Annotated in this window: 18 protein-coding genes; 6 read left to right on the forward strand and 12 right to left on the reverse strand. The window is 63.2% G+C overall.

Features of this window, described 5'->3' with window-relative positions:
• The first annotated feature begins 509 nt into the window (after positions 1-509).
• Positions 510-1745: a TIGR03862 family flavoprotein gene (locus B0E51_RS10390; RefSeq protein ID WP_077444838.1), complete on the forward strand. Its 1236-nt coding sequence runs from the start codon at positions 510-512 to the stop codon at positions 1743-1745.
• Positions 1746-1763: 18 nt separating this feature from the next.
• Here the strand turns inward: B0E51_RS10390 and B0E51_RS10395 are convergent, their stop codons facing one another.
• The 10 genes from B0E51_RS10395 to B0E51_RS10440 all read right to left on the reverse strand — a co-directional run bounded on the left by B0E51_RS10395 (position 1764) and on the right by B0E51_RS10440 (position 16381).
• A complete protein-coding gene (locus B0E51_RS10395; RefSeq protein ID WP_254424494.1) occupies positions 1764-3218 on the reverse strand; it encodes an efflux transporter outer membrane subunit in 1455 nt (484 codons plus the stop codon).
• The gene (locus tag B0E51_RS10400; protein WP_077444999.1) at positions 3215-6520 is read right to left on the reverse strand and encodes an efflux RND transporter permease subunit; all 3306 of its coding nucleotides are present in this window, start codon (positions 6518-6520) and stop codon (positions 3215-3217) included. The genes B0E51_RS10395 and B0E51_RS10400 overlap by 4 nt, the downstream gene beginning before the upstream one ends.
• A gap of 7 nt (positions 6521-6527) precedes the next feature.
• Positions 6528-9647, reverse strand: a complete 3120-nt coding sequence (locus B0E51_RS10405; RefSeq protein ID WP_077444839.1) for an efflux RND transporter permease subunit — start codon at positions 9645-9647, stop codon at positions 6528-6530.
• Positions 9648-9666: 19 nt separating this feature from the next.
• Entirely contained in the window at positions 9667-10926 is a 1260-nt protein-coding gene (locus tag B0E51_RS10410; RefSeq protein WP_077444840.1) for an efflux RND transporter periplasmic adaptor subunit, read from the reverse strand.
• A gap of 257 nt (positions 10927-11183) precedes the next feature.
• A complete protein-coding gene (locus B0E51_RS10415; protein WP_077444841.1) occupies positions 11184-11966 on the reverse strand; it encodes a glutaminyl-peptide cyclotransferase in 783 nt (260 codons plus the stop codon).
• A 44-nt stretch (positions 11967-12010) separates the two neighbouring features.
• Complete coding sequence (gene dbpA, locus B0E51_RS10420) at positions 12011-13390, reverse strand: ATP-dependent RNA helicase DbpA (protein WP_077444842.1); 1380 nt, start codon at positions 13388-13390, stop codon at positions 12011-12013.
• A gap of 54 nt (positions 13391-13444) precedes the next feature.
• On the reverse strand, positions 13445-13864 hold the full coding sequence (locus B0E51_RS10425; protein ID WP_077445000.1) for an OsmC family protein: 420 nt from the start codon (positions 13862-13864) through the stop codon (positions 13445-13447).
• Positions 13865-13904: 40 nt separating this feature from the next.
• The gene (locus tag B0E51_RS10430; RefSeq protein ID WP_077445001.1) at positions 13905-14477 is read right to left on the reverse strand and encodes an NADPH-dependent FMN reductase; all 573 of its coding nucleotides are present in this window, start codon (positions 14475-14477) and stop codon (positions 13905-13907) included.
• Positions 14478-14562: 85 nt separating this feature from the next.
• Positions 14563-15939 carry a DUF2867 domain-containing protein gene (locus B0E51_RS10435; RefSeq protein WP_254424495.1) on the reverse strand — a complete coding sequence of 459 codons (1377 nt, stop codon included), beginning with the start codon at positions 15937-15939 and terminating at the stop codon, positions 14563-14565.
• A gap of 121 nt (positions 15940-16060) precedes the next feature.
• Positions 16061-16381, reverse strand: coding sequence for a metalloregulator ArsR/SmtB family transcription factor (locus B0E51_RS10440; RefSeq protein WP_077444844.1), 321 nt, complete (start codon positions 16379-16381; stop codon positions 16061-16063).
• 207 nt (positions 16382-16588) lie between these two features.
• Between B0E51_RS10440 and folB the strand changes: the two genes are divergently transcribed.
• The 3 genes from folB (at position 16589) to B0E51_RS10455 (ending at position 18388) form a co-directional block, all read left to right on the forward strand.
• Positions 16589-16948, forward strand: a complete 360-nt coding sequence (folB, locus tag B0E51_RS10445; RefSeq protein ID WP_077444845.1) for a dihydroneopterin aldolase — start codon at positions 16589-16591, stop codon at positions 16946-16948.
• A complete protein-coding gene (folK, locus tag B0E51_RS10450) occupies positions 16948-17436 on the forward strand; it encodes a 2-amino-4-hydroxy-6-hydroxymethyldihydropteridine diphosphokinase (RefSeq protein WP_077444846.1) in 489 nt (162 codons plus the stop codon). Before folB ends, folK begins: the two co-directional genes overlap by 1 nt.
• Positions 17437-17527: 91 nt before the next feature.
• Positions 17528-18388, forward strand: a complete 861-nt coding sequence (locus tag B0E51_RS10455; RefSeq protein WP_077444847.1) for a DUF6159 family protein — start codon at positions 17528-17530, stop codon at positions 18386-18388.
• Positions 18389-18427: 39 nt separating this feature from the next.
• Here B0E51_RS10455 and B0E51_RS10460 read toward each other — a convergent pair whose 3' ends face one another.
• On the reverse strand, positions 18428-19174 hold the full coding sequence (locus B0E51_RS10460) for a pteridine reductase (protein ID WP_077444848.1): 747 nt from the start codon (positions 19172-19174) through the stop codon (positions 18428-18430).
• A gap of 72 nt (positions 19175-19246) precedes the next feature.
• Positions 19247-20029 (reverse strand): hypothetical protein, encoded by a 783-nt coding sequence (locus tag B0E51_RS10465; protein ID WP_077444849.1) that lies wholly within the window; start codon positions 20027-20029, stop codon positions 19247-19249.
• 215 nt (positions 20030-20244) lie between these two features.
• Here B0E51_RS10465 and B0E51_RS10470 point away from each other — a divergent pair, with 215 nt between their 5' ends.
• Positions 20245-22416 carry a TonB-dependent receptor gene (locus tag B0E51_RS10470; protein ID WP_077444850.1) on the forward strand — a complete coding sequence of 724 codons (2172 nt, stop codon included), beginning with the start codon at positions 20245-20247 and terminating at the stop codon, positions 22414-22416.
• 317 nt (positions 22417-22733) lie between these two features.
• A complete protein-coding gene (locus B0E51_RS10475) occupies positions 22734-23927 on the forward strand; it encodes an SAM-dependent methyltransferase (protein WP_077444851.1) in 1194 nt (397 codons plus the stop codon).
• Positions 23928-24104: the final 177 nt, after the last annotated feature.

Genomic DNA, 24104 nt, shown 5'->3' on the forward strand with positions numbered 1-24104 from the left:
CTTTTTGAAGTGACCGGTGATCGCAATCACATAATCAGGCAATAACCCTGCGCGATGTTTGGCGCAAATATTTTCAATAATCACGCTGCATTGACGCTTGCGTGAAGGAGCTGGTCACCGGGTCGGTGATCTGGCAAGGATTATTGTAATTTATAAATTTAAATCAATAAGTTATATTGATTATCCGGGGGCCGCACATTTGCCATGTCGCCGTGATTGGTGGGAGGAAATCGTTTACATCAATTCCCGGCGGCTTGACTCGTCGCGTAATTACATGCGTTTGTAACGATATTAATAAATTGCCTTTCGAAATATATTGCAGGTCACTTGCCGGATGGGGTCCGCGCGCCACCAGTGAATATCCGCTGGAGTCACTTTAACTGGTTCATTTTGAATTCAGCTGAAGTTGACAGATAGCGACGGATTGGCATCGGGCATTGCCATTCGTCACATGCCAGGTGGTGCTGCACCCGATACATTCGACTGTCCCGGCATGCGACCATGCGCGGATGACCCGGACTGCCCATCCCCGACTGGCGATCATCGGCGGCGGCCCGGCCGGCCTGATGGCAGCCGAAGCCGCACGCGCGAAGGGGGCGACTGTCGACCTGTATGACGCGAAGAGCTCGGTTGGCCGAAAATTTCTGCTGGCCGGCAAGGGTGGCCTCAACCTCACGCATGGCGAGGCGCCGGCTCGCTTCGTCGAGCGTTACGGTACGCGTAAGGATGAGGTCAAGCGCTGGCTGGACGTGTTCGATGCGGATGCACTGCGCGCGTGGTCGAGCGATCTCGGAGTGGAAACATTTGCCGGCAGCTCCGGCCGGGTATTTCCGAAAGACCTGAAGGCAGCGCCGCTGCTGCGTGCGTGGCTGCACCGCCTGCGTGCCTCCGGGGTGAGTTTCCACATGCACCATCGTTGGCTGGGCTGGCAGGCGCACGGTGCCCTGCACTTCGCCACGCCGCAGGGCGAGCGGGCGGTACCGGCGGATGCGGTGATCCTGGCGCTGGGCGGTGCCAGCTGGCCACAGCTCGGTTCCGATGGCGCATGGGTAGCTCCGTTGCAGCAGGCCGGGATCGACATGGCGCCGTTGCAGCCGGCGAATTGCGGGTTCGAGCTGGCGTGGAGCGAGCATCTGTCCAGCCGCTTTGCCGGTGCGCCGTTGAAGAGCGTGGTGGCGCACTGGACGGATCGCCGCGGCGTGGCGCATGCGCGGCAGGGCGAGTGCGTGCTCAGCGAATACGGCATCGAGGGCAGCCTGATCTACGCGCTCGGCGCCGAGCTGCGTGAACAGCTTGCCGAACGTGGCGAGGCCACGTTGCGGCTGGATCTGGTGCCGGGCTACAGCGAATCGGTACTTGCCAATCGACTGGCAACACCCCGCGGCAAGCACAGCATCGGCGACTGGTTGCGCCGTCGCGCCGGTCTGGATGCCGCAAAGTGCGCTTTGGTATTCGAACTGACCGCGAAATCGACCTTGGCCGATCCAGCCGCGCTGGCAGCGCAACTCAAGTCATTGCCCTTGCATCTGCGCGCGCCGCGGCCGGTCGCCGAGGCGATCAGCACGGCCGGCGGCGTGCGGCTTGAGGGTCTGGACGAGAACCTGATGCTGCACATGCGTCCCGGCGTGTTCTGTGCCGGCGAGATGCTGGACTGGGAAGCGCCCACCGGCGGTTACCTGCTCACTGCCTGCTTCGCCAGTGGATTGATCGCCGGCCGCGGTGCGGCGCGCTGGCTGGAAAAATAGCCGGGATGCGTGTCGTGTTCAGCGCTGGGCAGAAGAATTCTGCAAAGACTTCGGCGGCTCGCTCAGTTCGCTCGCCGCCCAGCCACCACCCATGTCACCGATCAGCGACACCGCATCGAGCAGGCGCTGCTGCTGCACATTGAGTGCACTTTGCCGAGTATTCAGCTCGGTCGCCCGGGCAGTGGCCGCCGTGGTGTAGTCGACCGTGCCAGCCTGGTATTCGTTGAACGCGATCTCGGCGCCGCGGGTGGCATCGCGCACGGCAACGTCCAGAACCTCGGCCTGCTGGGCGAGGATGCGCAGGCCGGAAAGGTCATCCTCCACGTTCTGCAACGCGGACAGCACGGTGCCGCGATAATTGGCGACCGCGGCTTCGTAGTTGGCCTTGGCCGCAGCGACTTCGCCATGGCGTGCACCGAAGTCGAACAGGGTTTCACTCGCATCGGCACCCAGCGACCACACATGGTTCGCGATGTGCAGCAGGCCCGCCAGGGGCGACTGCGAAAAACCATCCGCTGCCGACAGCGAGAGATTCGGGTAATAGGCTGCCGTGGCAACGCCAACGGCTGCGTTCTGTGCAGCCATCTGGCGTTCGGCGACGGCGATATCCGGCCGTCGCTGCAGCAGGGTCGAGGGCACGCCGGCGGGTACGGATGGCAGCGTCGGCAGCGTCGCGCTGTGCGGAATGTCGAGCTCTTCCGGATTCTTGCCGACCAGCACCGCGATTGCGTGGGCGTACTTCGCGCGAGCGACGCCAAGCGCAATCAGGCTGGCCTTCGTGTTTTCCAGCTGGGTGCGCGCGGCAATCAGGTCGGAGGGCGGAATGGTGCCGGCCGTATCCTGGTTGGTCACTACGCGCAGGTATTCGGTATAGGCATCGACGGTCTTCTGCAGCAGCTCGGTGTTGGCATCGGCCACGCGCAGCTCGATGACCGCCGTGGCCAGCGCAGTCTGCTCGGACAGTGTGGCGTTGGCCAGGGTCGCTTCGCTGGCCTGGGCGGTTGCCTTGTTCTCCTCGATGGTGCGACGGACCTTGCCCCACAGATCGGGAGCCCAGCTGACATTGCCTTCGAGCGAGCCTGCGGTATTTATCGAACCGTTGTTGCCGGAACCACTGGCGCCACCGCGTTGCTTCGTTGCCGAGCCGCTGATGCCGATGGCGGGGAACAGGCTGCTGCGTGCCACCTGCACCTCGGCAAGCGCGGCCTGGTAGTTGGCGTAGTCCTGGCGCACGGTCTGGTTGGAGACCGACACCATCGGTTCGAGCTGGTTGAGCAGCGGATCGTTGAAGCCGGTCCACCAGTCTCCCTTCGGTGCTTCGGCCGCCGGCGTGGCCGCGGTCCAGCCGGGCAACTCCTTGTATTGCGCTGGCGTCGCCACCTGCGGGCGGTGGTAGTCGGGGCCGACCATGCAGCCGCCGAGCAGCAGCGTCAGCGAACAGGCCAGGGTCTTGGGGGGGATCTTCATCTTCATGCGCTCGCGTCCGATCTGTTCCACGGCAGGGTGTCCGACCACCTGGCGAGCCTGGCGCGCAAGCGGTCGAGATAGAGGTAGATCACTGGCGTGGTGTACAGCGTGAAAACCTGGCTGAAAATCAGGCCGCCCATGACCGTGATGCCCAGCGGCTGGCGCAGCGAGGCACCCTGACCGATGCCGATGGCCAATGGCACCGCGCCGAGCACGGCGGCAGCGGTGGTCATCATGATCGGGCGCAGGCGCATCACGGCGGCATCGTGGATGGCCTTCTGCGGTTCATAACCCTCGTCGCGCTGCAGGTGGATGGCGACGTCGATCATCATGATCGCGTTCTTCTTGACGATGCCGATCAGCAGGATGATGCCGATCATCGCAATCACCGAGAACGGTGTGCCGAAGATCAGCAACGCCAGGGTGGCGCCGATGCCCGCCGACGGCAGGGTGGAAAGGATGGTGATCGGGTGGACGGTGTTCTCGTAGAGCATGCCGAGCACGATATAGACGGCCGCCAGTGCCGCCAGGATCAGCAGTGGCATGCTCGACATCGATTGCGCATAGACCTGCGCGGCACCGGCGAAGTTGCCGTGGATGGAAGCCGGGACACCCAGCTGCTGGGTTACCTGATTGATCGCCGCCGTGGCCTTGCTCAGCGAACCGCCGGGTGGCAGGTTGAACGATATCGTGGCGGCGACCAGGCCGCCCTGATGACTGACCTGGGTGGCGGTATGGTTGCTGACATACGTGGCCAGCTGCGGAAACGGCACCAGGGTTTCGGTCGAAGTGCTGTCCGCACTGCCGCTGGAGCTGCCACCCTTGGCGTTGGAGATGGCGTTGGTGAGCTGGTTGGCCTCGGCATTGGCGTTGCGCGCGTTGGTACTGGATGCGCTGCCTTGCGTGGTACTCACGGCCGACACCGGCGTGACCGGTTTCACCAGGCTGCTCGACACCTGCGTCTGCTGGGTGCCGCTGGCATTGCCTGCCGCCGTGCTGAAACGCATGCGATCGAGCATCTGCGGATACTGCCAATACGACGGTGCCACCTCCATCACCACGTAGTACTGGTTGAGCGCGTTGTACACGGTCGACACGGTGCGTTGGCCGAAGGCATCGTACAACACGCTGTCGATCTGGTTCGGCGCAAAGCCGTAGCGTGCCCCGGTGGTGCGGTCGAAGTTGATGTAGATCTGCAGGCCGTTCTGCTGCAGGTCCGAGTTCACGTCGGTCATCTGGGTGCGGTCCTTGCCCAGCGCGGCCACCAGTTTCGGTACCCACTTGAACAGTGCGGTGGAATCGTCGCTGGTCAGCGTGTACTGGTACTCGGCGGCCGACGAGCGCCCGCCGATGTGCAAGTCCTGCGCGGCCTGCAGGAACAGCTTCGCGCCGGATACGCCATTGAGCTTGGGCCGCAGGCGATCGACCACCTCTGCCGCCGAGAGCTTGCGTTGCGCCAGCGGCTTGAGCTCGATGAAGACATTCGCGGTGTTGAGTGCGCGACCACCGGTGAAACCCGCCACCGAGGCGACCGCGGGGTCCTTCTGCACGATCGCCTGCAACTGCGCGAGCTTCTGTGCCATCGCCTGGAATGAGATGCTCTGGTCGGCGATGATCTGGCCCGACAGGATGCCGTTGTCCTGCTCGGGAAAGAAGGTCGAGGGCACCAGCTTGATCAGCAGGACATTCAGCACGACCAGTCCGATCAGGGTCAGTCCCACCAGCAGCGCGTGATCGAGCACGCTGGTGAGCGAACGGGCGTAGGCGTTCTTGAATCGCTCGAACTGGCGCTCGTACCACAGCGCCCAGCGGGCCTTGGAGTGCAGCGCGTTGCGATTCAGCACATACGCCGCCATGGTCGGCGTGACGGTGAGCGAAATCACCAGCGAGAGCAGGATCGCAATCGACAGCGTCACCGCGAATTCGTGGAACAGCAGGCCGACGATGCCGGGCATCAGCAGGATCGGCAGGAACACCGCGATCAGCGACAGGCTCATCGAGATCACCGTGAAACTGACCTCGGCGCTGCCGCGCAGCGCCGCCTCGTGCACGTCCATGCCGGATTCGACGTGGCGCACGATGTTCTCCAGCACCACCACCGCATCGTCGACCACGAAGCCGGTGCCGATCGTCAGCGCCATCAGCGAGAGGTTGTCGATGCTGTAGCCGAGCAGGTACATCGGCCCGAACGTGCCGATGATCGACAACGGAAGTGCCACCGCCGGCACCAGGATCGCCCGCGGCGATTGCAGGAACACGAAGACCACGCCGATCACCAGCAGCACGGCCATGAACAGGGTGCGCTCGGTATCGTTCACCGCGGCGTTGACCGATTGCGAGCGGTCCACCGCGATACCGACATGCACGTTGTGCGGCAGGGTCGCCTCGATCGTCGGCAGCACCTTGCGGATCTGTGCAACGGTCTTGACGATGTTGCCGCCGGGCAGCGGGTAGACGATCACCAGCACCGCATCCTTGCCGTTGTACAGGCCGGCGTTGCGGATGTTTTCCGCGGAATCCTCGACGTCGGCGACGTCGCGCAGCAGCACCGGCGCATTGTTGCGGTAGGCCACGATCAGGTCGCGGTAGGGCGCGGCCGTGTTGATCTGGTCGTTGGAGGTGACCTCGAAGCGCTGGTCGCCCTGGTCGATGTGGCCCTTGGCGCTGTTGGCGTTGGCTGAGCTGATCGCCGCGCGCACATCTTCCAGCCCGATGCCGTAGCTGTTGAGCTGGTCGGGCTGCAATTCCACCCGCACCGACGGCAACGCGCTGCCGCCCAGGGTGATCTGGCCCACGCCATCGACCTGCGACAGCTGTTGCTGGAGTATCGAGTCGGCCGAATCGTAGAGCTGCGCGCGGGTCATCGTGTTCGAGGTCAGCGCGAGCACCATGATCGGCGAATCGGCCGGGTTGTACTCACGGTAAGTCGGGTTGCTGCGCAGCGTGGACGGCAGGTCCGCGCGCGATGCCTGCAAGGCCGCCTGCACGTCGCGCGCCGCGCCGTTGATATCCCGGCTCAGCCCGAACTGGATGACGATGTTTGCCGAGCCGACCGAACTGGTCGAGGTCATTTCGCTTACGTCGGCAATCGTGCCCAGGCGTCGCTCCAGCGGCGCGGCCACGGTGGACGCCATGATGTCCGGGCTGGCGCCGGCCATGCTCGCCTGCACGACGATGACGGGATAGGTGACGTTCGGCAGCGGCGCGACCGGCAGGTGGAAATACGCCAGCATGCCGGACAGCGCGATGGCGACCGCCAGCAGGGTGGTCGCCACCGGTCGCTTGATGAACAGCCCAGGGATACTCATGGCATGCTCACGGCGCTTGCTCGGTCGCCCGCTCGGTCGGCGATCCGGGGCGCTTGCGCTGGAAGCGCTGCGCCAGGCGGTCAAAGAACAGATAGATCACCGGCGTGGTGAACAGGGTCAATACCTGGCTGAAGGCCAGACCGCCGATGATGGCCAGGCCGAGCGGCCGGCGCAGCTCCGAACCGGTGCCGCTGCCGAGCAGCATCGGCAATGCGCCGAGCATCGCCGCCAGCGTCGTCATCAGGATCGGCCGGAAGCGCAGCAGCGAGGCTTCGAAGATCGCCTCCGCTGGTGGCTTGCCGTGCTCACGTTCGGCCTCGAGCGCGAAGTCCACGATCATGATGGCGTTCTTCTTGACGATGCCGATCAACAGCACGATGCCGATGATGCCGATCACGTCCAGATCGCTGCCGGCGATCATCAGCGCCAGCAGGGCACCGATGCCGGCCGATGGCAGTGTCGAGAGGATCGTCACCGGATGGATGAAGCTCTCGTACAGCACGCCGAGCACGATGTAGACCGCGACGAGTGCCGCGATCAGCAGATAGACCTCGCTGGACAGCGAGTCCTGGAACGCCTGCGCTGCACCCTGGAATGAAGAGGTGATCGACGACGGCAGCTGCACCGCCTGTTCAGCCTGGTTGACCTCGTCTACCGCCTTGCTCAGCGAAGCATCCTTGGCCAGGTTGAACGAGATGGTGACCGCGGGGAACTGCGCCAGATGGCTGACCACCAGTGGCGACTTGGTGACCTTGATGGTGGCGATGCCTTTGAGCGGCACCTGGCCGCTGCTGCTGGTCTGGCTGGGCAGGAACAAGTCACCGAGCGATTCGACCGTCGGCAGGCTCTCGGGCTTGGCGACCAGGATCACGCGGTACTGGCTGGACTGGTCGAAGATCGTCGACACGATGCGCTGGCCCAGTGCATCGTAGAGCGCGTTGTCGATCGTCGCCGCGGTGATGCCATAACGCGCAGCCAGCTGGCGATTGACCTCGACGTCCACGCTGAGGCCGTCGTTGTTCAGATCACTCGTGACATCGGTGATCGAGGTGATCTTCTTCATGCGTGCAATCAAGGCGGGCACGTATTGCATGAAGGCCTGCTGGCTCGGGCCGCGCAGCACGAACTGGTACTGGTTCGGCGACACCGTGGTATCGAGGGTCAAATCCTGTTCGGGCTGCAGGAACAGCTTGATGCCCGAGACGTTCTCTACTTCGGTCTGCAGGCGCCGGGCGATCTCCGCGGCGGTCGACGAACGATCGTCGCGCGCCTTCAGGTTGATCAGGAAGCGGCCGTTGTTGAGCGTGGTATTGGTGCCGTCGATGCCGACATACGAGGTCAGCCCGGTGACGTCCCGATCCTTGAGGAGCGCTTCCGCCAGCGCCGCCTGCCGTTCCACCATCGCGGAGTACGACACCGAGTTGTCGGCGATGCTGATGCCCTGGATCACGCCCACGTCCTGCGTTGGGAACAGGCCCTTGGGAATGACGATGTACAAGATCACGGTCAGTGCCACGGTGAGCGTCGCGATGACCAGGGTCAGCACCTGATGGCGCAGCACGAAGCGCAGGCCACGCTCGTAGCCCGCCAGCGTCTTGTCGAACAGGCCTTCGCTGATCCGCTCGAAACGACTGGGATGCCGATCGGCCTGCGCGCGCAGCAGGCGTGCGCACAGCATCGGCACCAGGGTGAGCGAGACCACGCCGGAGAGCACGATGGTCACCGCCAGGGTGACCGCGAATTCGCTGAACAGGCGGCCGATCACGCCGCCCATGAAGAGCAGCGGGATCAGCACCGCGATCAGCGAGACGGTCAGCGACACGATGGTGAAGCCGATCTGCCCGGCGCCCTCGAGGGCGGCCTCCAGCGGCGTCTTGCCCTCTTCCAGGTAACGCACGATGTTCTCGATCATCACGATCGAGTCGTCGACGACGAAACCGGTGGCGATGATCAACGCCATCAGCGAGAGATTGTCGATCGAGTAGTTCAGCTGGTACATCACCGCCAGCGTGCCGATCAGCGAGACCGGTACGGAAATGCTCGGGATGATCGTGGCCGGGATGTTGCGCAGGAACACGAAGATCACCAGCACCACCAGCACGATCGCCAGCACCAGCTCGAACGCGGCATCGGACACCGACGAACGGATCACCCCGGTGCTGTCGGAAACCACCTCGACCTTCATCCCCGCCGGCAGGGTGGATTCCAGCTGCGGCAGTTCCTGCATGATCTGGTTGACCGTGGCGATCACGTTCGCCCCCGGCTGGCGTTGCACATTCAGCACGATCGCCTGGGTCTTGTTGAACCACGCGCCTTGCTCGGTGTTCTGTGCGGACTGAGTGACCCTGGCGACATCGCGCAGGAACACCGGCGCGCCGTTCTGGTAAGAGATCACCGTGGCCAGGTAATCCTCGGGATCCTGGATCTGGTCGTTGCCGTTGATCGTGTAGTCCAGTTTCGGGCCGTCGAAATTGCCCTTGGGCTGGCTCACGTTGACGTTCGCGATCAGCGAACGCAGATCGTCGATGTTGAGTCCGTAGGCAGCCAGTTTCTGCGGGTCCGCCTCGACCCTGACCGCCGGCACGTTGCCGCCGGCTGGCGTGACCAGACCGACGCCCGGCACTTCGGAGATTTTCGCGCCGAGCCGGTTGTTGGCAACATCCTGCAATTGCGGCAGCGACATCGAGCTGGAGGTGACCGCCAGGGTAAGGATCGGCTGGTCGGCGGGATTCACCTTGGCATAGGTCGGCGGTGCCGGCAGGCCGGTGGGCAGCAGGCTGTTGGATGCGTTGATCGCCTCCTGCACGTTCTGTTCGGCGATGTCGAGGTTGAGCGCCAGGTCGAACTGCAAGGTGATGACCGAAGCCCCGGCCGAACTGTTCGAGGTCATCTGCTGCAGGCCGGGGATCTCGCCCAGCTGCACTTCCAGCGGCGCGGTCACCGTGGTCGCCATCACCGTGGGGCTGGCGCCCGGATAGAACGTCTGGATCTGGATCGTCGGATAGTCGACGTCGGGCAGTGACGACACCGGCAGAAAGCGCACCGCGACCAGGCCCACCATCACCAGGGCGATCATCAGCAGCGATGTCGCCACCGGCCTGAGGACGAACAGGCGGGAAATGTTCATCGGATCATGTACCCGCCGCTTACGAGGCTTGAGAGGCGGATGCGGAGCCGTGCGTCCGCTTCCCGCTCTTGTGCGGCGGGCTGGCCGAGGACGAGGCGGCTGCAGGTGCGCTGCCAGCCTCGGCCGGTTTTGCCGAGGCGATCTTGACCTTGGCGCCGTCGCTCAAGCGGTCCATGCCATCCGTGACCACCTGCTGGCCTGCCGCGAGGCCAGCCAGGATGACGGTGTTCTTGCCGTCGCTCGGCCCCTGGGTCACCTTGTGCACCGAGACGGTCTGGTCGGCGTTGACCAGATAGACGTAATCCCCCGGCGCGCCACTCTGCACGGCTGGTGTCGGCACCAGTACCGCGTTCTGCAGCGTATCGACCAGCAACTTGACGTTGACGAACTCGTTCGGGAACAGCACCTCGTCGTCGTTGGGGAACGTCGCACGCAGAGTTACCGTACCGGTACTGGTAGCCATCTGGTTGCCGAGCGCGTACAGCGCGCCGGTACCCAGTTGCGTGGTGTTGTCGCTGTCATAGACCGTGACCGGCAGCTTCGTGCCGGCAGTATTGAAGCGCTTCAGCACCTGGCTCAGCGAGTTCTGCGGCACCGTGAATTGCACCGTGGTCGGCTTGATGGTGGTGATGGTCACGATGCCCGGCGAGGTCGACTGGGTGACGTAATTGCCGGGATCGACCAGGCGCAGGCCGACCCGCCCGGCCACCGGCGCGATGATGTGGCAATAGGCGATGTCGAGATCGTACTGCGCGATGTTCGCCAGGTCGGCCTTGACCGCGGCCTCGTCCTGCTGGACCGTGAACTGCTGGTCGGCATAGGTCTGTTCGGCAATCGACTTCTGCGCATGCAACTGCGCGTAGCGGGCTAGGTCGGCATGGGCCTGGGCCAGGCTCGCCTGATCCTTGCCGGCCTGGGCCTGGGCCTGTTGCTTGTTGATCTCGTACTGGCGTGGATCGATCTGGGCGAGGAACTGCCCCTTCGTCACGTCCTGGCCTTCCTGGTAACCGACCGCCGTCAGGTAACCGCTCAACTGCGGCAGCACGTTGACGGTGGCGATCGGCGTCACCGTACCTGGCTCGCTCAGGATTTCCGGCATGTTGCCCAAGGTGGCGGTGGCCGCGCTTACCACTTGCGCCGGCGTGCCGGGTTTTTCCTTCTTGCCAGTGAGGAGATGGAACACGACAAAGGCGACCAGCACAATGATGACGACCACCGTAATCAGCACGCCGCGTCTTTTGTGAGAGTGTCCGGCTGCTTTCGTGGTGTCGGCACTCATATGATCATCTCCTGGGTGTTCGTTACCCCACTGCGTAGTAGAGCACTTTCATTTGTCAAAACAGCGTCGTCTTGCAAGACACAATCGCCCGTCAGCACAACTGGCAAGGTCTTTCCTAACGTTTCGTTATGCGTGCGGTTGACGCAAGAATTTGCACCGCGCCGTTGGCGAATCTGCCGCTTGCAGCTCCGGCGTATCGTCGTTGCCGCAGTCATTGCGCTTCGAGATTGCCGGGGTCGTGCGCCGGCAGGCGCGTCTCAAGGCACGTGCTGTTTCACCAGCTTGATCTCGAACAACTTCGGCCAGCGCTTGCCGGTGACGAACAGGCGATCGTGCCTGGCGTCGTAGGCAATGCCGTTGAGCACGTCATTGCCGGGATCGGGAAGTTTGCTCACGTCGAGCAGGCCGCTGAGATCGATCCAGCCAAGCACATGGCCAGTAGCGGGATCGATTCGCGCGATGCGGTTGGTCAGCCAGACATTGGCGTAAAGCTCGCCCTTCACCCACTCAAGTTCGTTGAGGTTGGTCACCGGCTCGTCGTCAGCGGTGACCATGATGCTGCCGATAGTGGCCAGCGTCTCCGGATCGAGGATGCGTAGCACGGCGGAGCCGTCGCTCATGTAGATGCGCCGGTCGTCGCGGGTCAGCGCCCAGCCTTCGCCCGGGTAGGCGAACGTGCGCAGCTGCCTGAAGCTGTCGAGGTCGTAGACGAAGCCGAGCTGGCTCTGCCAGGTGAGCTGCACCAGCTGGTTCTTCCAGTCCACGATGCCTTCGCCGAAATACTGCGATGGCACGTCGTGGCGCTGTACTACCTTGCCGGTCTCGAGCACCACCTTGCGCACGGTGGATTCACCGGCTTCGCCGGTACTTTCGTAGAGATAACCGTCCTTGTAGAACAAGCCTTCAGTGTAGGCATCCGTATCGTGCGGGTAGACGTGTACGACCTTGTAACCATATACCGGCACAGCCGCCTGCGCACTGCGGCTGCCCAACAGCAGCGCGATGGCAAGGATCGGGGTCAGGCAGAACGATCGGGTCATCGGGGCGGCTTTGGGTTGGATGAAAGATTGTGGGCCGGATCTGCTCAGCCGAGCGGACGCACACGGAAGTTGCGGCCTTTGATCTTGCCGGCACGCAAACGTTCCAACGCCTTGTTCGCCAGCGCGCGGCTGATCGCCACGTAGGCGCGGGTGGCGAAGACGTCGATCTTGCCGATGTCGTTCGCGTCCAGCCCGGCGTCGCCGGTGAGTGCGCCGAGGATGTCGCCGGGGCGCAGCTTGTCCTGTCGGCCAGCGTCGATCACCAGCGTCCTCATTGGCGCGAGGTTTAGCGTCTTCCCGCGCGGTGCGGCAAGCTTCAGCGGTCGCCACGACAGCGGTGTGCCCAGCACCTGCTCGATGTTCGCCGCCTTCGGCCGCTCGCGTGAGGTGCACAGCGTGATCGCCAGCCCCGACTGCCCGGCGCGGCCGGTGCGGCCGATGCGATGCGTGTGCGTATCCGGGTCGTGTGCGATGTCGTAGCTCACCACCAGCGGCAGCGCGACGATGTCCAGGCCGCGCGCGGCGACGTCGGTGGCCACCAGCACCGCGCAGCTGCGGTTGGCGAAGCGCACCAGCACTTCGTCGCGGTCGCGTTGCTCCATGTCGCCGTGCAGGGCGAGCGCAGAGTAGCCGCGGCGATCCAGTTCCTGCGCCACCGCATCCACGTCCTTGCGCATGTTGCAGAACACCAGGGCGTGCTGGCCGCGTTCGCCGGTCAGCAGCTGTGCCAGCACGTCGATCTTCTGCACGGGATCGACTTCCACGAACTGCTGCTCGATCGCCGGCTTCGTCTCGACCGGTGCCTCCACCGTGATTTCCACGGGATTCTTCTGCACGCGCTGGCTCACCGTGCGGATCTCGTCCGGGTACGTCGCCGAGAACAGCAACGTCTGATGGTGCTTGGCGATGCGTCCGATGATGTCGTCGATCGCCTCGCTGAAACCCATGTCGAGCATGCGATCGGCCTCGTCCAGCACCAGCACCTTGATGCCGCCGCCATGCAGGCTTTCCCGCTTCAGATGTTCCTGCACGCGGCCGGGCGTGCCGACCACGATGTGCGGATCATGTGTCAGTGACGCCAGCTGCGGTCCCAGCGGCATCCCGCCGCACAGGGTCAGCAGCTTCACATTGGGGATGTTCGCCGCCAGCTTGCGGATCGCCTTGCTGACCTGGTCGGCCAGCTCGCGGGTCGGGCACAACACCAGCGCCTGCAGCCGGATCGTGTCCACATCCAGCGACTGCAGCAGGCTCAGGCCGAACGCGGCGGTCTTGCCGCTGCCGGTCTGCGCCTGCGCGATCACATCGCGCCCCTGCAGCATCGGTGGCAGGCTTTGCTCCTGCACCGGCGTCATCGTGGTGTAGCCAAGGGTTTCCACACTGGCGAGCAGGGCGGGTTTGAGCGGGAGTGTGCGGAAATCAGTCATGCACCATGATCTCATCTCTGCCGTCCGGGCGTGCACGGCATGCCATGCGATACGTCAGGCGTCGGGATCGAGCACGCTGGCGATCCGGATCTCACCGCTCAGCACCTTGTGGATCGGGCAGGCATTGGCGATCTGCAGCAGCCGCTCGCGCTGCTCCACGCTCAGCTCGCCATGCAGGGTGATCCGACGCTGGACATGGTTGAGTCCGGCAGCTGGTGTGCCTTCCGGGTTGAATTGCAGCGTGACTTCAGTGCCGGTCAGCGGCCAGCCCTTGCGGGCGGCATACATCTTCAGCGTAATCGCGGTGCATGCGCCCAGACTGGAAAGCAGCAGGTGATGCGGATCGGGGCCAGCATCGGCACCCTGCAGCTCGGCCGGTTCATCACTCAGCCATTGATGTCCGCGGCCGTCGCTCAGCGTGACGGTATAGGGCGTGTCGGCAATGACGGCATTCACGGTGGGGGTCGTGCTCATCGGGAAATCCTCGGATGACAGGCAGGTCGGGCTGCTTCGTTCATTGGCCTGGCGCAGCGCCGTAGCCATCGGCATAGGCGCAGAAACCCTGCATGAAGTCGCGCAGGCGGTTCTCGATGCCGGCATCGACCAGTTGCCCAGCCGCATCGAACACATGGGTGGCATGCGGAACCAACAGCCGGCCACCAAACCAGGGCGAGGCACCGACGGCGCGGAACACCGACAACCAGGCGTTCTGGCTGAGCAGGGTGCCGAAATTTCCCGGTGAAGTGCCGATCACGGCGATCGGCTTGTTGCCGAACACCCGGGAAATGTCGGATGCCGGGCGCGTCATCCAGTCGATCGCGTTCTTGAACACCCCGGGGATCGCATTGTTGTACTCGGGCGTGACCAGCAGCAGACCATCGGCAGCCGCAACAGCATCCTTCAGGATCGCCACGGCAGATGGAATGCCGCTGCTTTCTTCAAGGTCGCCGTCATACAGCGGAATGTCGCGGATGCTGCGCACCTCGACCGCGCTGCCTTCCGGCGTCAGCCGCGCCGCGCTGCGCAAGAGTGCGGTATTGAAGGAAGCCGTGCGCAGGCTGCCGGACAGCCCGATCAGTTTCGCCATGATGTTCCCCTCGCTGATGCGGTGCGCTTGAAGGAATGCCCGAAAGCGGGCACGGGTGCCGAGATTCGCACTGTCCACGATTGCATCAATACACGTTGGCTGTCGGAAGCACTGAGAACAACGCGGTTGCAGGCCTGCCTTCGGCTAGTTGCTGACGCGGAAATGCATGCTCGACGGCCAGGCGCAACATGGTTGGTGTGATGTAACGGCGATGGACGAGATCGATCACTCCCATATAGACGTCGCCGAACAGATTCTTGCAATGCACGCGGGTGCCGAGCGTGATGTCCACTTGCTGGCTGCTCACCACGTGCACGCTTACACAGGAGCGAAAGATCAGATGCTTGTCATCGGCACCAAGGACGACTTGCGCACGAGCATTGTCATGGTCAATGGCTTGATCAAGCACGGGAAAGCGTTGATCGAAGAGGTTGCTCGTTGCGTGTGACAACAGCGAAGACACCGGGCAAGCCAGTGGCGAGGTGCGTAAGCCGATTGGTCGCACCAGCAGATTGCGCAGCGCCATCATGCGCGAGACTCCACTCGGAGGACTGTTCAGGAAGCCGTCCAGCAGGCGGCTGAGCAGAGCGGATGCTTCTCTGGTGCCGAGATCCTGGTTTGTAAGGGTAAGGCAGAACGTATCCTCGTGATGGCAGGGTACCTTCATCAATTGGTGCAATAGCAGCGAACCTGCGGGGACGTGATCGAGTTCGGTCACCGCATGGCTGCCACCACTCTCGAACAGGAAGCCGGTCGAGCGTCGCCACCCGGCCCATGCACCACGGATCAAGCCGGCAACACAACGCGCGGACTTGCACAGGGCACCTTGCAGGGTGCCGGGTGGCGCATCAAGCGACAGATGGGTTGTTGGTATGTGGAGATGGTCGACAGGGGTGTCGCACAGCAATGCGTCGATGCAAGGCGGGAGCAGCATGGTGAGTGAGGGGATGCTCGCCTCGTTAGCCAGTACTTGTGCACGCACCAGCTCCGGGAGGTCGCCACCCAACTCGTTGGTATGGCATGACAGGGCGAAGAACGCAGGATGCAAGGCGTTTTTCGTGAGTGGTGCGAACTGATGCCAGGTGTCGCCGCCGAAGCGCACAGTGAACAGGCAGTCTGGCGGAATGTTGATGTAATGAAGTGCGCGGATAAAGCTCAGTGGATCAGCTTCGATCTGTTCGGGTGTTGCACTGGAGAAGCGAAGTTGTGCGCCACCACTGCCGGAGATAGCGGTGAATACGCGATGGCCGGCATGCCGATGAAACGGATGGCCATGCGCGCCGACCGCAAATGAATACAACGAGGTAGCGTCGCCCCTTGGCAGATTCGTTCCACCGAGTCGGGCCGATGGCTCATCAAGTTCGTCAACAAAGTCTTCATGCGCTTGCTGGCGTTTCAGCGCACTGGCAAACAGGTGATCGCCGGAACCGTGGCCGAGCTGTGCAATCAAGGAGACTTCCACGGGCAGACCACCCGATCGGGAGGGAATACATGCCGATGGAAATGTCTGAACTACCTTTGCATGGTTCGCCATTGAATAGCTCCTGGCACCAGTGGTGGTGTCGCCTGCAGAATTCGCTCGGTCAGGCGCCCTGTTTCTTCGTGGCGAGCTTGCGCGATTCACGCTTGAGGGGACCAGCCGTCGGGCAGATCTCGAAAGCAAAGCCGGTGAGCGTGTTGACCAGACTGTCCTTGTTGAGCCGGTAGACGATGAACTGTCCGCGGCGCTCGCTGCTGACCAGGCCGGCTGCATCCAGGACAGACAGATGTCGCGAGATGGCGGGTGCGCTCATTGCGAAGCGGCTCGCGATCTCGCCGGCGGTCAGTTCCTGCGCCGACAGATAGGCCAGGATTTCGCGGCGTGGGCGCGAGGCAAGAGCTTCGAAGATACGGTCAGCGGCCATGAATAATTATATAATTAAAGTATTAGTTAAATATATACTTCGATTTCTTCTTGTCAAGCAGATTGCGTGCAGAAGAAATCAAGTGCAGCGTATGTCGGCAGAACATCGGCATGCCGAATGCCGTCGCCACTGTTGCTCAATTTGACGGCTTGCATCTGTGCCTGTACTCGCCGACCCTGTGCGGCTACTACCCCAGTGATCGCCCCCATGGACATCGTTTTCATTGAAGACCTGCGCATCGATACCGTCATAGGCATCTACGACTGGGAGCGTCGCGTGCGCCAGACGTTGTCGTTCGACATCGAGATGGCGTTCGACAACACCATCCCGGCGGCCAGTGACGACATCGCGCTCACGTTGAATTACAAGGACGTATCCAAGCGCCTGATCGACTATGTGGGCGCGTCGAGCTTCGGCCTCGTCGAGACGCTGGCCGAGCGCTGTGCGGCGATCATCCGCGAGGAGTTTGGTGTGCGCTGGGTTCGCCTGAAGCTGTCCAAGCCCGGCGCGGTGCGCGGCGCGAAGGCGGTCGGAGTACGGATCGAACGCGGCATGCGGCCGGACTGATGGCGCGGGTCTACCTGAGTCTGGGCTCCAATCTCGAACCGCGGCGCTATCTGCCTGCGGCGATTGCCGCGTTGCGCGAGCGCTTCGGCACGATCACGGTATCGCCGGCGTATCGCAGCCGGTCGGTGGGTTTCGACGGCGCGGATTTCGTCAATCTGGCGGTGGGGCTGGATACCGAGCTTTCGCCCGAGGCGCTTAACGACTGGTTGCACGCGCTGGAGGATAGCCATGGTCGTCGCCGTGACGTACCGCGCTATTCCGATCGCACGCTGGATATCGACATCGTGTTCTACGACGCGCTGGTGCTCGATGGGCCGGGGCATCTGCAGATTCCGCGCAAGGAACTGCAGCATGCGTTCGTGTTGCGGCCGATCGCGGATATCGCGCCGGCGTTCCGGCACCCGCTGAGCGGCTTCAGCATGGCTGAGCTGTGGGCGGTGTTTCCGGCGGAACATGAGCCGTTGATCGTCGAGCCGTTGCCTGACTGATTGGCTGCACTGCCAATCCGCACTGTTGCGCGTGGATGGCTGGTGCTAGAAAGACACCTTCACACAATCTACGGACGCGGGGGCGACGCACATGGCTGGAAAATTTGCACGCAGTTGGGCCTTGATGAAGGCGAGCGCGACGGTGTTGCGCTCGGACAAGTCATTGCTGGTTTTTCCGTTGTTGTCGGGGCTGTGCACGCTGCTGGTGGCGGCGAGTTTCCTGATACCGGTCGCGGTGATGGTGATCGGTGGAGAGCATGCCGGGCAGGATTTCCATCAGCGCATGTCGGTGGGCGCGTATCTGCTGATGTTCGCGTTCTATCTGGTGCAGTACTTCGTGATCATCTTCTTCCAGACCGCACTGACCGGTGTGGCGTTGATGCATCTGCGCGGCGAGCCGACCAGCGTGGCGGCGGGTTTTGCGCTGGCCCGTTCGCGGCTGCCACACATTTTCGGTTACGCGTTGATTGCGGCCACCGTCGGTTTGCTGCTGCGGATGATCCAGGAGCGCCTCGGCCTGATCGGTCGGCTGGTGGTGGGTTTCCTCGGGTTGGCCTGGACCGTAGCCACGTTTCTGGTGGTGCCGATCCTGGCCAGCCAGGATGTGGGGCCGGTGGATGCGGTCAGGCGCAGTGTGGAGCTGCTCAAGCGCAGCTGGGGCGAGAACCTGATCGGCAACGGCGGCATCGGCGTGGTGTTCGGCCTGCTGATGTTGCTGGCAGTGCTGATGGCCGCCGTGCTGATTGGCGGCGCGTTCGCCTCGCAATCCATCGTGGCGATCGTGTTTGCCGTGGTCGTGGTGGTGCTCGGGTTTATCTTGCTCGGGCTGATCCAGTCTTCGCTGCACGGCATCTATGCCGCGGCGCTGTATCGGTATGCGGAATCCGGCGAAGCCAGCGTGGGTTTCGATCCGGCGCTGCTGGAGCAGGCATTCCGCAGCAAGCAGAAGTAAGCACGATCGGTGGCGGTTCCTGCATGCAGGGATCGCCACTCACACCGAGAGTGTGCGGCCACCGTCCACTCGGATGACCTGCCCGGTGACAAACGGCGCGTCGCGCAGTAGCCACAACACGGCGCCGGCGACATCGTCCGGTGAGCCGGCCCGTTGCAACGGAGTACGTGCCAGCATCGCCTGCTGGTCGGCATAGGGCTTGCCGTCGCTGGGCCACAGCACAGCGCCGGGAGCCACGCCGTTGACGCGTATCTCGGGGCCCAGTTCCAGCGCCAGTGAGCGCGTCATCGCAGCCTGTGCGGCTTTCGCCATGCAGTACAGCGTGTGCTGCGCCAATGGGCGTTCGGCATAGATGTCCAGCAGGTTGACGATGCTGCCGCGTGCTTCGCGCAGCGCCGGTATCGCCGCCTGGCTGAGGAAGAACGGCGCCTGCGCATTGGAAGCGAACAACTCGTTCCACTGCGGCGTCGTCGCGGTGCCCAGTGGCGTGGGATAGAACGCCGAGGCGTTGTTGACCAGCGCATCGAGCCGGCCGTAATGCGCCAATAGCTGCTCGATCAGCGTAGGCAGTGCAGGGATGTCGGCCAGTTCGACCTGCAGCAGCAAGGTGCTGCCGCTGCGCTGCTGCTCCAGTTCTTCGGCCAGCATGCGCGCGTCGTCGATGGAACGACGGTAGTGCAATGCCAGATCGTAGCCGGCAGTGTGCAGTGTGCGTGCGATCACCGCACCCACGCGGCGACCGGCACCGGTGATCAGCGCGACGGGTCGGTCATGGCGTGGCTTCATGCGTCGGTTCCTGCAGCGATCCAGCGGACAGCTTGCCGCAAAGCATGCAGTGCGTCATCCGCTGGCGGGCAGTCAGTCCGTCTTCGGCTTGCGTGGTTTCCTGCTCGCGGCCTTGCGCGCGGCACTGGCGACCTTGCGTGCGGCACCGGTCGTCGCCTTGTCGACCAGCTTGTCCATCGCGCGGCGCACCGGCGACGCTTTCTTGCGTGGTGCCGGTTTGACGGTTTCCTTGGCAACCGCGTCGCTCTCGTCGGTCATCACGATGTCGCTGCTGAACAAGGCGATCGCGGTGCTGGCGACCTGTCCGGTGTCGTAATACGCATAGGCGCCGACACCGAGTGCGCCGATCACCGGCAGCCAGCGCGAGAGGCCTTCGCTCACCGTGCGCTGGGTCAGCTTCACCCCGACCTGCTTCGCCACGCGTTGGGCGACGGTGTAGGACATCCGGCGGAACACCAGTCGATCGCCCATCTGCACGACCAGATCGCGGAATGCCTGTGCGGCGGTGTGCCGGAACAGGCACCACAGCATCTGTTCACGGCCCAGGGTGTGATTGCGGCCATAGGCGGCGGCGATGTCGCTGACCATCTGGCCCTGGATCTTCCAGATCGCGATCAGCTCCGGCAGCAGGGTCAGCCAGCCGAGTGGTCCCGGCGGCAGCGCCAGCGAACCGGCGGTGAGCGCGGCACGCTGGGCAGCGCGCTGGGCGAGGCGGCGTGCCTCGGTGGCGGGGTCTTTGCTGCTGCCGACCTTGCTGTCCGGCACCCTGCTGACGAAATCGAGGATCGCCTGGGTCACCCGGTTGTGTTCGACCGGTGCGATGACGGCGGGAACTTGCTCGCTGTGCTTGGCCATGCGGGGCTCCGTGTTTGAACGCCGCCGTGAGCTGACGTGCGTCCACGCAGTCTAGAGGAGCCGCGTGAAGCCGGACTCAATGGCTGGCACGAGCCAGTCAGCAGCAGGTTTGCCCCCGGCATGACTTCTGGCGGTGGCGAACGGGATAAGTGCTTAGTAATGTTATAACATTACATAATCAATCTCCCCCATTGCTTCCTGCTGGAGCCGTTCTGATGAAGCCATCCCTGCTTGCCCTGAGTCTTGTCGCCGCACTGGCCACGACCGCCGTCCATGCCACGGATACGCCGGTGGCAACAACCGCTGCCATCGGCACGGATGATCCAGCGGAAAGGGGTACCGGCAACGATCAGCCTGCAGCCAAGGATCTGAGCCCAATCGACGTATCGGCCAAGCTGGATCAGTCGCGCAACGCGTTGTCGCCGGATACCGGCAGCAGCCAGTACGTGATCGACCAGAAAGCGATCGCCCAGCTGCCGCTGGGTGCGGCCACGCCGATGAACCAGGTGCTGCTGCAGGCGCCGGGCGTGGTGCAGGACTCCTACGGCGGCCTGCATGTGCGCGGCGACCACGCAAACCTGCAATACCGCATCAATGGCGTGATCATTCCCGAGTCGATCTCGGGCTTTGGCCAGACCCTGGACGCACGCACAATCCAGAGCGTGAAACTGCTCGATGGCGCCTTGCCGGCGCAGTACGGTCTGCGCACCGCGGCGGTGGTCGACATCACCACCAAGAGCGGGAGCGAGCTGGGCAATGGCGGCAGTGTAGGGGTGACCACCGGCTCGTTCGGTACGTTCAATCCTAACGTTTCGTTGTGGGGAAGCAGCGGCCAGTGGAGCGCGTTCTTCACCGCGAACTATCTGGAAAACAACGCCGGCATCGAGAACCCGACGGCCAGCCGTACGCCGATCCACGATCACACCAACCAGGCGAAGGCGTTCGGCGATGTCAGCTACCTGATCGACAATGACACCCGGTTGAGTTTTCTGTTCGGTGCTGCCAACAACCGTTTCCAGATTCCCAACAATCCGGATCAGACGCCGCAGTTCGGCTACCTCGATACAGTCGACTTCAATTCCGCCAACCTGGACGAACGGCAGAACGAGCAGACCCGTTTTGGCGTGCTGGCGCTGCAGGGCAAGCTGGGCACGACCGACTACCAGGTCTCGCTGGGCCAGCGCTACAGCGGCCTGCAGTACCTGCCCGATGACATCGGTGACTTGATGTTCAATGGTGTCGCTGGCGCGATCAACCAGAGTGATCGCGCCAGCACGCTGCAAGTGGATTTCTCCACGCCGATGGGGGGAAACCACACGTTGCGGTACGGTTTGTATGGCAGCTTCGACCACGCCAGTACCAGCACCAATTCGCTGGTGTTCCCGGCCAATCCGGACGGGAGTCAGGCCAGCACCGTGCCGTTCAACATCTTCACCGGCGATCAGATAACGGCCAAGACCTGGTCGGCCTATGTGCAGGATGAGTGGAACATCGGCCAGAACTGGACGGTGAACTACGGCCTGCGCGGCGACCAGTACCAGGCGTTCAATACCACCGCAAGCCAGCTGAGCCCGCGCCTGGGCGTAGTGTGGCAGGCCACCGGCAGCACCACGGTCCACGCCGGTTACTCGCGCTACTTCACGCCGCCTGCGACCGAGCTGATTTCCTCCACGGATCTCGCTGCGTTCGCCGGCACCACCAACGCGGTGAAGAACTATGGGGACAACACGCCGCTGGCCGAGCGCTCCAACTACTTCGATGTCGGCGTCTCGCAGAATCTTGGCAGCGACTGGACGCTGGGCCTGGACACCTACTACCGCAAGGTGAGCCGTTTGCAGGACGAGGGCCAGTTCGGCGCGGCACTCGTGTACTCCACCTTCAACTACAAGTACGGCCGCGTCGGTGGCGCGGAGTTCACGGCGAACTACAACAGCGGTCCGCTGTCGGCCTATTTCAACTTCTCCTACACCAAGGCGATGGGCAAGGACGTCATGACCAGCCAGTACAATTTCAGCCCGGAGGATCTGGCCTACATCGCCAACAACTACATCTACCTCGACCACGACCAGAAATACACCTCGTCTGGCGGCGTCAGTTACGCACTGAGCGATGCCACCAAGGCCGGCGCCGATTACCTGTTCGGCACTGGCTTGCGCAAGGACGGCAGTGTGCCGAACGGAGGCACACTGCCGGACTACTTCCAGCTCAACTTCAATGTATCGCACGACTTCACGTTCGATCATTTCGGCCAGCTGCACACCCAGTTGGCGCTGATCAATGCGCTGGACCGCACCTACGAGCTGCGTGACGGCACCGGCATCGGTGTCGGCGCGCCGCAGTTCGGTCCGCGCCGCGGGCTGTATTTGAGCCTGCAGAAGGATTTCTGATCGGAATGACACTTACTTGAGCTCGTCATCCCCGCTGAAACGGGGATCCAGCGCCTCTGGCAGCCTGAAGTCACTGGATTCCTGCTTGACAAGCCTTTGGCTGTTGAAAAGCACCTCGCAGGAATGACGAAAATTGGAGCTTTGCGCTTGAGCATGGAGCATTCATTTCTGATCGCAGCTCCCGTTCTTCCCATTGGAAAGAAGGGCGGGATGAGCGGCGGGCGCTCGCCAGATAGCTGGTCGAAGTACTCTGGTGAAGCGGATGTCCTTGTCTCATCCGCTATGCTTGCGGCGATTTTTTGCTGCCGGCAAGACCCATGCGATCGCAACTCCCCGAACCCAGCGCCGATGAACGCGCGCATTCCGATCATCTGCTGCAACTGCTGCGCGAGCAGATCGCTTCGCATGGGCCGCTGCCGTTTTCGCAGTACATGGAACGTTGCCTGTATGCGCCGGGGCTGGGTTACTACAGCGCCGGCCGAACCAAGTTCGGTGAAGCCGGTGACTTTGTCACCGCGCCGGAACTTGGTGAGCTGTTTGCCCGCTGCGTGATCAATGCGGTGCAGCCGGTGCTGGCGATGCTCGGCGACGAGGCGGATTTTCTCGAGCTGGGCGGTGGCAGCGGCGCATTCGCCGAGGCGGCACTCAAGGCACTCGCCACTGGTGGCGTGTTGCCGCGGCAGTATCTGATCCTCGAACCCAGTGCCGACCTGCGCGAGCGCCAGCACGAGCGGCTGCGCGCGAATCTTCCGGCCGAGCTCAATGCCCGCGTGCAATGGCTGGATCGTCCCCCCGAGCAGGACTGGCGTGGCGTGCTGTTTGCCAACGAGGTGATCGATGCGTTGCCGGCCACGCGCTTCGCGGTGCGCGCCGGCGAAGTCTACGAGGAATATGTGGCGCTGGATGGCGAAGGCCGTCTGCTGCGCGTCGATCGCCCGGCCGATGCGTTGGTGGCCGGCGCGGTGCGTCATGTCGAGCGCGACCTCGGCAGCGACTTTACCGATGGCTACCGCTCGGAAATCCTGCCGCAGCTACCGTACTGGATCCAGGCGGTGGCCGGATCGCTGACGGCTGGCTTGATGCTGTTCGTCGACTACGGCTACGTGCGCCGCGAGTTCTACCTGCCCGAGCGCGATGACGGCACCTTGATGGCGCATTACCGCCATCACGCGCACAACGATCCGCTGTACCTGCCGGGCCTGAACGACCTCACTGCCTCGGTCGATTTCACCGCACTGGCCGAAGCGGGCAACAGTGCCGGCTTCGGTGTCGCCGCCTATCTGCCCCAGGCACAATTCCTGATTGGCGCGGGCCTGCAGGACATCTTCGAAAGCGAGCAGGCGAAGATTGCCGACGAGCACAGCCGTTACCGGCTGGCGCAGCAGGTGAAGCGGCTGATGCTGCCCGACCAGATGGGCGAACGCTTCCAGGCGATGCTGCTGGCGCGTGGACTCGACGTGCTGCCGCTTCCAGCCGAACTGCTGGCCGCCGATCAGGGCGGCCGGCTGTAAGGAACCTCGAATAACTGCTTTTTGCTCGTCATTCCCGCGAAAGCGGGAATCCATCTTGATTTTGCAAAACAGCAACTTGGATTCCCGCTTTCGCGGGAATGACGTCATCGAGGGTTTTTCGAGGTTCCCTGTAGTCATCAGTGATGAACCGGTGCCGCCGGCTGACGACGCCAGGTG

This window comes from Rhodanobacter sp. C05, assembly GCF_002001165.1.
Classification (GTDB): Bacteria; Pseudomonadota; Gammaproteobacteria; order Xanthomonadales; family Rhodanobacteraceae; genus Rhodanobacter.